General features: G+C 67.3%; 14 protein-coding genes. 10 read left to right on the top strand and 4 right to left on the bottom strand.

Going from position 1 to position 13,655, the window contains the following annotated elements; genetic code table 11:
- The 5 genes from ACCC94_RS21655 to ACCC94_RS21635 all read left to right on the top strand — a co-directional run.
- Positions 1 to 1,261 (top strand): FUSC family protein (locus ACCC94_RS21655; protein ID WP_413351599.1); only part of this gene is annotated, 1,261 nt, incomplete at its 5' end.
- Entirely contained in the window at positions 1,251 to 1,457 is a 207-nt protein-coding gene (locus tag ACCC94_RS21650) for a DUF1656 domain-containing protein (RefSeq protein WP_037010560.1), read from the top strand. The genes ACCC94_RS21655 and ACCC94_RS21650, both read left to right, overlap by 11 nt.
- Positions 1,458 to 2,432 (top strand): HlyD family efflux transporter periplasmic adaptor subunit, encoded by a 975-nt coding sequence (locus ACCC94_RS21645; protein ID WP_413351598.1) that lies wholly within the window; start codon positions 1,458 to 1,460, stop codon positions 2,430 to 2,432.
- Positions 2,433 to 2,554: 122 nt separating this feature from the next.
- Complete coding sequence (locus ACCC94_RS21640; RefSeq protein WP_413351597.1) at positions 2,555 to 3,172, top strand: histidine phosphatase family protein; 618 nt, start codon at positions 2,555 to 2,557, stop codon at positions 3,170 to 3,172.
- Between the two features lie 62 nt (positions 3,173 to 3,234).
- A complete protein-coding gene (locus ACCC94_RS21635) occupies positions 3,235 to 4,695 on the top strand; it encodes a mechanosensitive ion channel domain-containing protein (RefSeq protein WP_413351596.1) in 1,461 nt (486 codons plus the stop codon).
- A gap of 27 nt (positions 4,696 to 4,722) precedes the next feature.
- On the opposite strand, the gene ACCC94_RS21630 is transcribed toward ACCC94_RS21635, so the two are convergent.
- Complete coding sequence (locus tag ACCC94_RS21630) at positions 4,723 to 5,076, bottom strand: SH3 domain-containing protein (protein WP_413351595.1); 354 nt, start codon at positions 5,074 to 5,076, stop codon at positions 4,723 to 4,725.
- A gap of 149 nt (positions 5,077 to 5,225) precedes the next feature.
- Between ACCC94_RS21630 and ACCC94_RS21625 the strand changes: the two genes are divergently transcribed.
- Positions 5,226 to 5,852 carry a class I SAM-dependent methyltransferase gene (locus tag ACCC94_RS21625; RefSeq protein WP_413351593.1) on the top strand — a complete coding sequence of 209 codons (627 nt, stop codon included), beginning with the start codon at positions 5,226 to 5,228 and terminating at the stop codon, positions 5,850 to 5,852.
- 211 nt (positions 5,853 to 6,063) lie between these two features.
- Here the strand turns inward: ACCC94_RS21625 and ACCC94_RS21620 are convergent, their stop codons facing one another.
- On the bottom strand, positions 6,064 to 7,092 hold the full coding sequence (locus tag ACCC94_RS21620; RefSeq protein WP_413351592.1) for an ABC transporter substrate-binding protein: 1,029 nt from the start codon (positions 7,090 to 7,092) through the stop codon (positions 6,064 to 6,066).
- An 81-nt stretch (positions 7,093 to 7,173) separates the two neighbouring features.
- Positions 7,174 to 7,947, bottom strand: coding sequence for a class II aldolase/adducin family protein (locus ACCC94_RS21615; protein ID WP_413351590.1), 774 nt, complete (start codon positions 7,945 to 7,947; stop codon positions 7,174 to 7,176).
- A 170-nt stretch (positions 7,948 to 8,117) separates the two neighbouring features.
- Here ACCC94_RS21615 and ACCC94_RS21610 point away from each other — a divergent pair, with 170 nt between their 5' ends.
- Positions 8,118 to 9,506, top strand: a complete 1,389-nt coding sequence (locus ACCC94_RS21610) for a PLP-dependent aminotransferase family protein (RefSeq protein WP_413351589.1) — start codon at positions 8,118 to 8,120, stop codon at positions 9,504 to 9,506.
- A gap of 203 nt (positions 9,507 to 9,709) precedes the next feature.
- On the top strand, positions 9,710 to 10,411 hold the full coding sequence (locus ACCC94_RS21605) for a YebC/PmpR family DNA-binding transcriptional regulator (RefSeq protein ID WP_045207373.1): 702 nt from the start codon (positions 9,710 to 9,712) through the stop codon (positions 10,409 to 10,411).
- Between the two features lie 149 nt (positions 10,412 to 10,560).
- Here ACCC94_RS21605 and ACCC94_RS21600 read toward each other — a convergent pair whose 3' ends face one another.
- Positions 10,561 to 11,460 (bottom strand): LysR family transcriptional regulator, encoded by a 900-nt coding sequence (locus ACCC94_RS21600; protein ID WP_413351588.1) that lies wholly within the window; start codon positions 11,458 to 11,460, stop codon positions 10,561 to 10,563.
- Between the two features lie 142 nt (positions 11,461 to 11,602).
- Here ACCC94_RS21600 and ACCC94_RS21595 point away from each other — a divergent pair, with 142 nt between their 5' ends.
- Positions 11,603 to 13,111 carry a CoA-acylating methylmalonate-semialdehyde dehydrogenase gene (locus ACCC94_RS21595; RefSeq protein WP_413351586.1) on the top strand — a complete coding sequence of 503 codons (1,509 nt, stop codon included), beginning with the start codon at positions 11,603 to 11,605 and terminating at the stop codon, positions 13,109 to 13,111.
- Between the two features lie 139 nt (positions 13,112 to 13,250).
- The coding region (locus ACCC94_RS21590; protein ID WP_413351584.1) for an NAD(P)-binding domain-containing protein at positions 13,251 to 13,655 on the top strand (405 nt) is incomplete at its 3' end.

Here is a 13,655-nt window from a genome sequence, read left to right as displayed (position 1 = left end):
GCGCATCACCCAGTTGCGCCAGCGCTTCGACGCCGCCGCGCGGCAGGCCGAGGAGCTGGCCGACGGCCTGCCCACCTCACTGCGCTCCCTGGCCTGGGCGCTGCGCTTCGAGCAGGCGCGGCTGATGCAGCAACTGGACGAGATGATCGAGCTGAGCGAAGCGATCCAGGAAGGCCGCCCCGGCAGCAGCTCCTATCCGCAGAGCCAGGCCCAGGCCCTGCACCTGGACTTCCACCTCGCCGCCATGAACGCCACCCGCGCCTTCGTCGCGCTGTGCTGCGCCGGCTGGATATGGATCGAGACCGCCTGGGACGGCGCCCGCGCCGGGATGATCCTGATCGGCATCCTCTGCTCCCTGCTGGCCACCTTCCCGCGCCCGCTGATGGCGAGCCTGGCCTACATGCGCGGGCTGGCCATGGCGCTGGTGGCGGCGGCGCTGCTGCAGTTCCTGCTGCTGCCCAGCGTCGGCGACTTCGAGATGCTCGCGCTGTTCCTCACCCCGCTGCTGTACGTCATTGCGGTGGGCCTGGCCAACCCGCAGACCGCCGGGATAGGCATCGGCCTGGGGTTGTCGACTTTCCTGCTGGTGGGCCCGCAGAACCAGGGCGCGTGGATCAACACTTCGCTGCAATGGTTCGAATTCGCCGGCGGTTATGTCAGCGCCGGGGTGCTGGCCTTGCTGGTGTACGCCTGGTTGTTCCCCTTCGACGCCGATGCACGCCTGCGCCGCCAATCGCGCCGGACCCGCGCCGAGGTGCGCTCGGTGCTGCTGTCCAAGCCCAGCGAGGCGCGCCGCTTCCTGTTCGAGAGCCGCATGGTGGACCGCCTGGCGATCATGCTCGGGTTGCTGCCGGCGGCGCGTGACGAGCAGTCCGGCGAGCGCTTCCAGTGCAGCCTGGCAAGCATGACCCTGGGCGTGGTGCTGCATCAGCTGCGCCGCGAAAGCCTGAATCCCCATGGCCTGCCGCAGGCGTTGCGTGCGCGCCTGTCGCTGCTACTCGACGAGCTCGCCGCCTGCCTCGACCAGCCGCCTGCCGCGCCGCTGCACCGGGTGTTGCCGGCCATGCGCGAACTGGGCAACGAGCTGGACGAACTGCAAGGCCACGGCAACTACCCCAGCGGCGATGCCATGCGCCCGGTATTCGTCAGCGGCGTGGCACTGCTGGTGGCCGCCGACCTGCTGGAGCGTTTCCGCGACCTTTATGGCGAATCCGCCACCTTCCACGACGACCACGGGGAACCCGCGCTGCATGCCCGTTGATATCGAACTGGGCGGGGTCTACCTGCCGCCGCTGGCCCAGGCGCTGCTGCTGGCCCTGCCGATCTTCCTGCTGCTGGACTGGAGCCTGCGCCGCCTCGGCGTGCTGCGCCTGGTGTGGCACGAGGCGCTGTTCGAAGGCGCGCTCTACGCCTGCCTCTGCGCGGGCCTGATCCTGCTCATGGGAGCCCTGCACTGAATGGCCAGCCTGCGCAAAGCCCTGCCGCCACTGATCACCCTGGCCGTGGTCGGACTCGCCCTGATCCTCGGTTATTTCGCCTGGACCTATTACACCCGCGCGCCCTGGACCCGCGATGCGCGAGTGCGTGCCGACGTGGTGACACTGTCGGCGGACGTCACCGGGCGCATCGTCGAACTGCGCGTGAAGGACAACCAGCACGTCAGCAAGGGCGAGCTGCTGCTGACGATCGACCCGGCGCGCTATGAACTGGCAGTACTGCATGCCGACCGCGCGGTGGAAGTCGCCCGCGCCGCGCTCGGCCAGTCCCAGGCGGCTATCGCTGCCAACCAGGCGCTGCTGCACCAGCGGCAGAGCGAGGAAGCCCGCCGCAAGGCACTGAAGGCGCGCTCGGCGATCTCCAACGAGGAATGGGAGAAGGCACACACCGACGTCACCGTGGCCGAGGCGCAGCTGTTGCGCGAGCAGGCCAACCTGGCGCTGGCGCAAGCCAACGTCGCCCTCGCCGAAGCGGCGCAGAAGCAGGCGCGGCTGGACCTGGAGCGCACCCAGGTGGTGGCGCCGGTGAACGGCTACGTGACCAACCTGCTGACCCGCGCCGGCGACTACGCCACCGCCGGCCACTCGCTGGTGGCGCTGGTGGACAGCGACTCGTTCTACGTGGGCGGCTACTTCGAGGAAACCAAATTGCCGCGCATCCGCGAAGGCGATGCGGTGGCGGTGCAGCTGATGAGCGGCGAACGCTTCGACGGCCGCGTCGAGAGCATCGCCTTCGCCATCACCGACCGCGAGAACGCCCCGGGCGCGCGCCTGCTGGCCAATATCAACCCGAGCTACACCTGGGTGAAACTCGCCCAGCGCATCCCCGTGCGCATCGCCATCGATCCTCGATATCCGGGGCGCGACCGCCTGCGCGCCGGCACCACCGCCACCGTCAGCGTCACGCAAGGCAACAATTCCGAGGATGTTCGATAGGCCGGTTGCGGAACTTTCATCACCGCCTCGTCATCAACCCATCGCGTGATTGTCACCCGCCGGGTGCAGCATGCACCCAGCTCCCCGCATCCCGCGCGGACGCCCGCGCATGAGGATGCCCCTTGCCCCGCCTTCGCCTTCTGGCCGTTTCCCTGCTGACCTGCACTGCTCTCGCCCTGGTGGCCTGGCGCGCCCTGCCTTCGCCGCTGGAAGACGTGCCGAGCAGCAACCTGTTCGCGCAGAACTGGGCCCGTGGCGGCGTCGTCCTGCTGGTGCGGCACATGGAGCGCTGCGACCGCTCCACGGCGCAATGCCTGGGCGCCGCCGACGGCATCACCGCGCGCGCCGCCGCCCTGGCACAAGGCATGGGCGACAGCATCGCCCGCCTGGGCCTGACCGCCACCGACATCTACAGCAGCCCGGCCAATCGCACGGTGCAGACCGCCGACCTGATGTTCGACCGCAAAGTCGCCCGCCAGGACTGGCTGCTGACCTGCAAGGACGGCGACCTCGCCGAGCAGATTCGCCAGCACAAGGCCGCTCACCGCAATCTGGTACTGGTCACCCACAGCGAATGCTTCGACCTGCTGCGCGAGAACCTCAAGGCCCGCGACACCGACACCCCCGAATACGGCAGCGCGCTGGTGCTGTTCGACGAGAGCGAACCGAAGCTGCACATCGCCGGCGAAGTCGAAACCGATGAGTGGCTGAAGCTCGTGGCCCCGCACAATCCGAGCTGAGGCCGCTGCCCGAAAGCGATTTTCTGTGCCATCTTCTTGCGATCGTTCCAAGGAGAGGCTCGATGCCCGCCCTGCTTACTGCCCACCCGCTGTTCGCCGCCCCCGTCCTGCTGCTGATCGACCTGCTGCTCTGGCGGCTGGTCGGCCCGGCCCATCCGCACTGGCGGCTGGCGGTGCGCCTGCTCGGCTTCCTGCTGTTCAGCCTGCTGCTGTTCAACGCCGGGATGAACCCGCTGCGCGCCGCGCCCTGGCCGGACGATCTGCCCAGCCACATGGTCGCCACCGCCGTGCAGATACTCTGGTGGCTGTTCGCCGCGCGCTGCCTGACAGTGGTGCTGGGCTTCCTGCTGGTGCAGCGCATCGGCCATGGCGGGCGGCTGCTGCAGGACGTGGTCGGCGCACTGATCTTCCTGGTCGCCATCATCGCCGCCGCCGGCTATGTGCTGGAGCTGCCGGTGAAGGGCCTGCTGGCCACTTCCGGGGTGGTCGCCATCGTCCTCGGCCTGGCGCTGCAGAGCACCCTGAGCGACGTGTTCTCCGGCATCGTGCTCAACACCACCAAGCCCTATCAGCTGGATGACTGGATCTCCATCGACGGCATCGAGGGCAAGGTCACCGAGATCGATTGGCGCTCCACCTACCTGCAGACCTCCCAGGGTACGCTGGCCGTGGTGCCCAACTCCCTCGCGGCGAAAGCCAAGGTTCTCAACCTGAGTCGCCCGGCGAACCTCTATGGGGTCAGCGTGAGCCTGACGGTCAGCCCGCACATCCGCCCACGCAAGGTGATCAGCGCCCTCGAAGACGCCCTGGGCGGCTGCCGCGCCCTGCTGGCCAACCCGGCGCCGGCGGTCAGCGTGCGCAAGTCCGCGCCCGATGGGGTGGAATACGAAATGAGCGGCTTCGTCGCCGCCATGGGCGAGAAGCGCGAGGTGCGCAACCAGCTGTTCGACCTCGCCTACCGCCACCTGCAGGCCGCCGGCATCAACCTGCTGGCCGAGGCCGACGCACCGATGCGCGAAAGCGCTTCCCGGGCGCGGGCGCTGCTGGTGCGCTCGGGGTTGTTCGACGCCCTGCGCGACGAGGAGCGCGACGAGCTGGCGAACCGCATGCAGCGCCGGCCCTTCAAGCGCGGCGAGGTGCTGCTGGCGCCGGGAGACGTCAGCGACCGTCTGCTGATCATCGACTCCGGCGTGGTAAGCGTCACCCTGCCTCACGACAGCCAATCCATCGAGGCCGGCCGCATGGGGCCGGGCGAAGTGTTCGGCGAGGCCGGCGTGCTGACCGGCACGGCCTGGCAGGCACAATTCACTGCCCTCAGCGACGGCGCCGCGTACTACATCGACAAGCAGACCCTCGCGCCCTGCATGGAAGCCCGCCAGGAGATCGCCGAGGCCATGGGCCGCCTGCTCGACTTCCGCCAGAAGGCCAGCGCCGCGCTGCTGGTGGAACAGCCCACGGTGGTACAGCAGCGCGGGCTGATGGCCTGGCTCAAGCAGCACACCGCGCGCCGCTACAAGGCCTGACCCTATTGCAGATCAGGCGAGGCGGGATCAGGCGCTGACTTCCTGCAGGCAATCCAGCGGCACCCAGCCGGCCTCGCCGCCGGCGCGGATGCACCAGAGCCAGCCGCCCAGCTCGCGGCCACCTTCCAGGTGTTCGCCGACCTCCACGTCGAGTTCGCGGGCGGTGTAGTCCTCCATCGCTACCCCGGCGCCGGGCGCCGTCATGTTGAATACCTGCGCCGGCACCCAGCCCTGGCGCTGGCCGGGCGTGGAGCAGAAGTACCAGTCCTCCCAGCCCCCGGCGCCTTCGTAGCGCTCACCGACGAACAGCGGCGCGCCCTTGGCGAAGGTGATGGGCGCGGGGTACTCGCTGCGGTGGCGTTGAATCACTTCGTAGTGCATGTCGATCTCCCGGTTCCCTGGACCGATCCATGCTACTCCTCACAGCGCATCGTGGAAGATCAGCCCGAGGGTGAAGCGCTCGCCGGTATGCAGGCCCACACGCCGAGGCGCGTTGTAGAATCCCCAATCCCTACCGATCGAACACCATCATGAGCACCGACGACCCGATCCTGCGCGATATCTCCCGCGTCACCCTGCAGCATTACCAGGACAGCGCCGAATCCTTCCGCGAAGGCACCTGGGACCACGACGTCACCCAGAACATCGCCGCGCTGCTGCGGCACATCCAGGGCGAGGCGCCTTTCGCCCTGCTCGATTTCGGTTGCGGTCCGGGGCGCGACCTGTGTGCATTGAAAGGCATGGGGCATGCTCCGGTCGGGCTGGACGGTTGCGCCGACTTCGTCGCCATGGCCCGCGAGGCGAGCGGCTGCGAGGTCTGGCAGCAGGACTTCCTCGACCTTGACTTGCCCACCGCACGCTTCGATGGCGTCTATGCCAACGCCAGCTTGTTCCACATTCCGCGTAGCGAGCTGCCGCGCGTGCTGCGCCAATTGCATACGACGCTAAAGCCGGGCGGCGTGCTGTTCAGCTCCAACCCTCGCGGGGACAACCAGGAAGGCTGGAACGGCGGGCGCTACGGCTCCTACCACGACCTGGAGAGCTGGGCACGTCTGCTGGACGATGCGGGCTTCCGCGAGCTGGAACACTACTACCGCCCCGCCGGCCTGCCGCGCGAACAGCAGCCCTGGCTGGCGAGCGTGTGGCGCAAGGTCTGATCCCGCCCACGGCAGAATCCAGTTCGCGAGCAAGCTCGCTCCTACGAAGAGCGGCCATCGGGCGCCCCTGTAGGAGCGAGCTTGCTCGCGAACCCGCCTGACGCCGTCCCGTCCGGCAGACCGCGGCAGAACGTAGGGCGAATAACGCGCCAGCGTTATCCGCCGCGAAACGATCAGGGCGCCGATGCAACCACCCGCGCCAAACCGCGGATCAGCCCTTCGCCGCCCAGGCGTTGAAGCGCTGCTCCAGGTCCTCGCCGTGGTCGACCCAGAACTCGAAGTTCACCGGCACCGCCTGCTCCAGGTTCGCCGGCGCGGTGTTCAGGCGCTCGATGATCCCGGGATCGATCAGCTTGTTGGTCCCCAGGTTCACCGAGCCGTAGCCCAGCTTCACGGTGTGGACTTTCTGCTGCTCGGGCTTGAGCGAGAAGGCGATGAAGTCTTCGGCGGCCTTCCTGTTCGGGCTGCCCTTGGGGATCGCCCAGGAATCGATGGCGTACAGGCTGCCCTTCCACACCACCTTCATCGGCACGCCCTCTTCCTGCGCAGCGAAGGCGCGGCCGTTGTAGGCGGTGCTCATGACTACGTCGCCACTGGCGAGGAACTGCATCGGCTGCGCGCCGGATTCCCACCACTGGATCGACGGCTTGATCTCATCGAGCTTCCTGAACGCGCGGTCCACGCCTTCCTTGGTCGCCAGCACCTTGTACAGGTCTTCCTTCTTCACGCCGTCGGCCAGCAGGGCGATCTCCAGGGTGTACTTGGCGCCCTTGCGCAGCGAGCGCTTGCCGGGGAATTTCTTCGTGTCCCAGAAATCCGTCCAGCCGGTAGGACCATTGGCGAGGCGTTTGCCGTCGTAGACCATGGCCATGGACCAGACCAGCAGGCCGGCGCCACAGTCGGAGATCGTACCGGGCACATAGTCCTCGGCCTTGCCGAGGATCGCCGGGTCCAGATGTTCGAACAGGCCTTCTTCGCAGCCGCGCAGCAGCTCCGGGCCTTCCACCTGGACGACGTCCCAGTTGACGCCGCCGGTGTCGACCATGGCCTTGATCCTGCCCATTTCGCCGTTGTACTCGCCGGCGATCACCTTCATCCCCTCCTTCTTCTCGAAGGGCTTGTAGAAGGCTTCGGTCTGTACGTCCTTGCTGATGCCGCCGAAGGAGATCACGGTCAGGTCAGCAGCCATGGCGCCGGATGCCACGCCCATGAACAGGGCTCCCAGAATCGGGTTCTTCATTTCCACCTCTTGGCTTTGTTGTTGGCAGATGGTTCAAGCACGCAGGCGCCCGGTCTCTGCGGACCGGGGCACGGTAACGGGTCAGGTGCGGTAGACGGTTGCGCCATCCTCGATCAGGCGCAGCGCCGATTCCCAGGCCAGCAGGTGCAGGCCGTCGACCAGCGCTTCCTCTTCCTGCACGGCGACGCGCTCGCACACCGCGTGCGGCGGGTAACGCAGCTGGCGGCCGCCAGCCAGGGCCTGGACCTGCGCCTGACAGGCGCGTTCGAGGAAGTAGATCTGGTTGAAGGCTTCGGCGATGCAGCGCCCGGTGGCCAGCAGGCCGTGGTTGCGCAGGATCATCACCATGTGGCTGCCCAGGTCGCTGACCAGGCGCGAGCGCTCGTCCGGGTCCAGGGCGATGCCCTCGTAGTCGTGGTAGCCCAGGCGGTTGTAGAACTTCAGCGCGTGCTGGCTGATCGGCAGCAGGCCGTCTTCCTGGGCGGACACCGCGATACCGGCGGCGGTGTGGGTGTGGATCACGCAGGCCACGTCCTCGCGGGCGGCGTGCACTGCGGAATGGATGTTGAAGCCGGCGCGATTGACGCTTTTCGGGCCGAAGCGCGGGTCGATGACATCGCCCGCGTGGTCGACCTTCACCAGGTCGGAGGCGCGCATTTCATGGAACAGCACGCCATAGCGGTTGATCAGGTAGTGGCCCGGCTCGCCCGGCACCCGCGCGGAGATGTGGGTGTCGATGTGGTCGGTCCAGCGGAAGTGCGCAATCAGCCGGTACAGCGCGGCAAGGTCGCAGCGCGCCTGCCGCTCTTCGGCGGAAATGCTCGACGGATCGATGTTGTAAGCTGTGTCACGCATGACGGGCGGTCCTTGTTCTTTTCAGGCACTGCGGCGGATTGCCGCTTCACGGAGCCGAGTGTGCTGGCCGCGCCGCGCCCGCACCATGCACAGGGACGTCGTGGAATTTGCAGTGCTGTTATGGTCGCCGGACCTGTACAGATTCTTCCCCTACCAGAACGGACCTTCGGATGCTGTTGCTCGACCCCACCTCGGACATTCCCCTGGTCACCCAGATCGTCGACGGCATCGCCCAGGCCATCGACGAGCAGCGCCTGCGCCCCGGCGCCAAGCTGCCCTCGATCCGCAAATTCGCCCAGGCCAACGGCGTCAGCCACTTCACCGTGGTCGAGGCCTACGACCGGCTGGTAGCGCGTGGCTGCCTGAACGCCGTGCCCAACGCCGGTTTCTACGTGCGCGGCCCAGCAGTCGAGGACAGCACCGGCAATGAGGCGCCCACCGAGTTCGATTTCGATGCCCACCTGCTGCTGCACAAGGTGTTCCAGCCTCTGGGCATGGAACTGCGCCCCGGCGTCGGCCTGCTGCCCGAGCACTGGCTCGATGGCGAAGGTCTGCTGCGCGGCCTGCGCAGCCTGGCGCGGGAAGAACCGACCCAGTTCGGCAACTATGGCCACAGCAAGGGCAACCCCAAGCTGCGCGGCAAACTCGCTGACCGCCTGGGCGATGCAGGCGTGGCTGCCAGCCCCGAGCAGATCCTGCTGACCGCCGGAGCCAGCCAGGCGCTGGACCTGACCGTGCGCTATCTGGTGCAGCGCGGCGATCCGGTGCTGGTCGACGAGCCCGGCTACCACAACCTGTTCCTCAACCTGCGCCTGCAGGGCGCGCAGCTGCTGGGCGTGCCGCGCAGCGCCGACGGGCTGGATCTCGACCGCCTGGAGCAACTGGCCCGCGAGCACCGGCCCAAGGTCTACTTCACCCAGGCGCGCCTGCAGAGCCCCACCGGCGGCAGCCTGTCGCTGGCCGCCGCGCACCGCCTGCTGCAACTGGCGGAAAAATACGATTTCCTCATCGTCGAGAACGATATCTACGCCGACCTCGACCCTGCCGGCCAACTGATCCTGGCCAACCTCGACCAACTGGCGCGGGTTATCTACATCGGCAGCCTGTCCAAGGTCATCGCCCCCGCACTGCGCACCGGCTTCATCGCCGCGCACCCCGAACTGGTCGAGGAGTTGGTGCCGCTGAAGATGGTCAGCGGCCTGACCAGCTCGGAACTCACCGAGACCCTGGCGCTGGATATCCTTCTGCAGGGCCGCCATCGCAAGCACGTGCGCCAGCTGCGCGACCAGCTCGGCGAGGCCCACGACAGCGTGGCGCGGCGCCTGGAAGCGGCCGGCCTGGAAATCTTCCACGAACCCCGCGCCGGCCTGTTCCTCTGGGCCCGGCATCGCGCGGTGGACGACGCCACCCTGCTCGCCGGCCGCGCCAAGGAGGCGAAGATCCTGCTGTTCCCCGGTCAGTTATTCATGCCCGACGGCCGCAGCGTGCCGTGGATGCGCTTCAACGTCGCGCACTCGCTGGATGAGCGGCTCTACACCTTCCTCGCCGCTCAAGGCTGAGGGAACCTGTAGGAGCGAGCTTGCTCGCGAACGGACGCCCCGTCGGTGACAGCGGCGTAGAGCGCATAACGCCTTCGGGGTTATCCGCCGTAGGTACCGGGGTATGCGCCCTACAAAAGACGCATCGGACCACCAGATATCGCCAGCGAGCGCATCAACCCTTAGACTTGCCGCCCATCAGCAACCGCCAGCAAGAGATCACTATGGGCGCCCAGTGGAAAGCCAAACATAAAGAAGTTGCCGCCAACGCCAAGGGCCGCGTGTTCGGCAAACTGTCGAAGGAAATCATGATCGCCGCGCGCAATGGCGCCGACCCGGACATGAACCCGAAACTGCGCCTGGTCGTCGAGCAGGCCAAGAAGGCCTCGATGCCCCGCGACACCCTGGAGCGCGCCATCAAGAAAGGCGCCGGCCTGCTGGACGGCGCCGCCACCTTCGAGCGCGTGGTCTACGAAGGCTTCGCCCCGCACCGCGTGCCGGTGATAGTCGAGTGCCTGACCGACAACGTCAACCGCACCATCGCGGAAATCCGCGTGCTGTTCCGCAAGGGCCAGCTCGGCGCTTCCGGCTCGGTCTCCTGGGACTTCGATTACCTGGGCCTGGTCGAGGCCACCCCGGCCAGCGCTGACGCCGACCCGGAACTGGCCGCCATCGAAGCCGGCGCCCAGGACTTCGAGCCTGGCGAGGAAGACGGCGACACGCTGTTCCTCACCGACTCCACCGACCTCGACGCCGTCTGTCGCGCCCTGCCCGAACACGGCTTCACCGTCGCCTCGGCCAAGCTCGGCTACAAGGCGAAGAACCCGGTAAGCCTGTCCGGTGCGGAGCTGGAGGAAGTCGAAGCCTTCCTCGATGCCCTGGACGGCAACGACGACGTACAGAACCTCTACGTCGGACTGGCGTAAGACAAAAAGGGCGGCCAACTGGCCGCCCTTTTTCATCCCGGCGCACCGGGCCAATTTCGGCACTGGCATCACCTTGCAGGAGCGAGCTTGCTCGCGAACCCGCCTGACGCTGGAGCTGCCGGTTAATTTGTTCGCGAGCAAGCTCGCTCCTACAAGTTGGTTCGCCCCATCAGCACGTCCTGGCTGCCTTCGGCCTTCTCCCGCAGGAAATCCCAGGTGGTGCGCATCCGAGCGATATCCTTGAGCTCGGTCGGCATCAGCATCCAGAAAGTCCGCACGAATTCGATTTCCCCTGCCAGCACCGGCTGCAGCGACGGGTCCTCTGCGGCTGCGAACGCCGGCAGGATCGCCAGCCCGGCGCCCTCCGCCACCGCGCGCTGCTGGGCGAGGATGCTGGTGCAGCGCAGCGCCATGTGCAGCGGCCGGCCGATCTCGTCGAGGTACTGCAGCTCCTTGCTGTACAGCAGGTCGTCGACATAGCCGACCAGGCCGTGCTCGCGCAGGTCGTCGCGGTTGCGGATCGGCCCGCGCTCGGCGAGGTAGTCCTTCGAGGCGTAGAGGCGCAGCACGTAATCGGTCAGCCGGGTAATGATGTAGGGCCCGCGGCCGGGGCGCTCCAGGGTAATGACGATGTCCGCCTCATGGCGCGACAGCTGCAGCGCCCGCGGCACCGCCAGCAGGTCCACGCCCAGGTGGGGATGGCGCCGGTTCAGCTCCACCAGTTGCGAGGTCAGCAGCGTCGAGCCATAGCCCTCGGTGGCGCCGATGCGCACCTTGCCGGAGAGATTGTCCTCGGCGCCGGCCAGGCGTTTCTCGATCACCTTGCAGGCGCTTTCCATGGCCTCGGCCTGTGGCAGCAGGCTGTGTCCGGCCTCGGTCAGCCGGTAGCCGGCGGGCTCGCGCACCAGCAATTGGGCGCCGATGCTTTTTTCCAGCGCCTGCAGGCGGCGCGCGACCGTAGTGTGATCCACGCCCAGGCGTCGGGCGGCGACAGTCAGCTTGCCTGCGCGCGAAAGCTCGAGGAAAAACCGCAGGTTGTCCCAGTCCATATCTGCCTCAGCGCGCCCCTTTTGCGTCGTCCATGTGCATAAATGCAGACCATACTTGCACATCACCGCATTGAGCACATCAAAAATGCACTGTTAGGATCGGACCACACAACAAGAAAGCCTTCAGGCTGGGAGAACCCCGATGACCGCAACTGCCATCCCGACCGTCAAACTCTTCCTCGACGGCAAGCCCGTCGAGTCCACCACCTCCGAATGGCGCGAGGTGATCAACCCCGCCACCCAGGAAGTCCTTGCCCGCGTGCCCTTCGCCACGCCCGAGGAAGTCGAGCGCGCTGTGGCCAGCGCCAAGGCCGCGTTCAAGACCTGGAAGAAAACCCCCATCGGCGCCCGCGCGCGCATCTTCCTCAAGTACCAGCAACTGATCCGCGAGAACATGAAGGAACTGGCGGCGATCCTCACCGCCGAGCAGGGCAAGACCCTGCCCGATGCCGAGGGCGACGTGTTCCGCGGCCTGGAAGTGGTCGAGCACGCTGCGGGGATCGGCAACCTGCAGCTGGGCGAACTGGCCAACAACGTGGCCGGCGGCGTGGACACCTTCACCCTCCTGCAACCCATCGGCGTCTGCGCCGGCATCACCCCCTTCAACTTCCCGGCGATGATCCCGCTGTGGATGTTCCCGATGGCGATCGCCACCGGCAACACCTTCGTCCTCAAGCCCTCCGAGCAGGACCCGATGGTAACCATGCGGCTTGTCGAGCTGGCCCATGAAGCGGGCGTGCCGCCGGGCGTGCTCAACGTCATCCATGGTGGCCCGGACGTGGTCAACGCCATCTGCGACCACCCGGACATCAAGGCCGTCTCCTTCGTCGGCTCGACCCGCGTCGGCACCCAGGTCTACAACCGCGCGTCGCTGGCCGGCAAGCGCGTGCAGTGCATGATGGGCGCGAAGAACCACGCGGTGGTGCTGCCCGACGCCAACAAGGAACAGACCCTCAATGCCATCGCCGGCGCGGCTTTCGGTGCTGCCGGTCAGCGCTGCATGGCGGTGTCGGTGGCGATCCTGGTGGGCGAAGCCAACCAGTGGATTCCGGACCTGGTGGCCAAGGCGAAGACCCTCAAGGTCAGCGGCGGCACCGAGGCCAACACCGACGTCGGTCCGCTGGTCTCCTGCGCGGCGCTGGACCGCGTCAGCGGCCTGATCGAGCGCGGCACCCAGGAAGGCGCCAAGCTGGAGCTGGACGGCCGCAACCCGCAGGTGGATGGCTATGCCAAAGGCAACTTCGTCGGCCCGACCCTGTTCTCCGGCGTCACCCCGCAGATGACCATCTACCGCGAGGAAATCTTCGGCCCGGTGCTCTGCGTGGTGTCGGTGAAGACCTTCGACGAGGCCATCGAGCTGATCAACGCCAACCCCAACGGCAACGGCACCGCGCTGTTCACCCGTTCCGGCGCCGCCGCGCGGCATTTCAAGGAAGAGATCGACGTCGGCCAGGTGGGCATCAACGTACCGATCCCGGTGCCGGTGCCGCTGTTCTCCTTCACCGGCTCGCGCGGCTCCAAGCTGGGCGACCTGGGCCCGTACGGCAAGCAGGTGGTGCAGTTCTACACCCAGACCAAGACAGTCACCGAACGCTGGTTCGACGAGAACGAGGTCGGCGGCGCAGTGAACACCACCATCAACCTCAAATAGATCAGCCTGCCCGCCCGCTCGCCCCGAGCCGGTCCGGACTTCAGCAAGGATGCTGGTCCGGCCCCGGCACCACGCGGGCGGGCACCTCCTTTCGCGCTTGCCCTGCGGGCGCCCCGAACAAGAAGAAGAGGACTACCCCATGCGCATCGGCTTCATCGGACTCGGCAACATGGGCGGCCCCATGGCTGCCAACCTGCTCAAGGCCGGCTTCGACCTGAGCGTCTTCGATCTCTCCGCCAGGGCCGTGGAAGCGGCCGTCGCCCTCGGCGCCCGCGCCCTGGCATCGCCCGCCGAGGTAGCGCGCGACGATGTCGAGGTGATCATCACCATGCTGCCCGCCGCCGCCCACGTGAAGCAGGTCTTCCTCGGTGACGACGGTCTGCTGGCCAACGTGCAACCCGGCGTGCTGCTGATCGACTCGTCCACCATTGACCCACTGAACGCCCGCGAGGTCAGCGCGGCTGCCCTCGCCCACGGCAATCCAATGCTCGATGCGCCGGTTTCCGGCGGCACCGCCGGCGCTGCCGCCGGCACCCTGACCTTC

The sequence above is a fragment of the Pseudomonas sp. Pseusp97 genome (assembly GCF_047304025.1).
Lineage (GTDB): Bacteria > Pseudomonadota > Gammaproteobacteria > Pseudomonadales > Pseudomonadaceae > Pseudomonas.
Note: the sequence above shows the minus strand (reverse complement) of the source record. Positions and strands in the feature narration are given on the sequence as shown.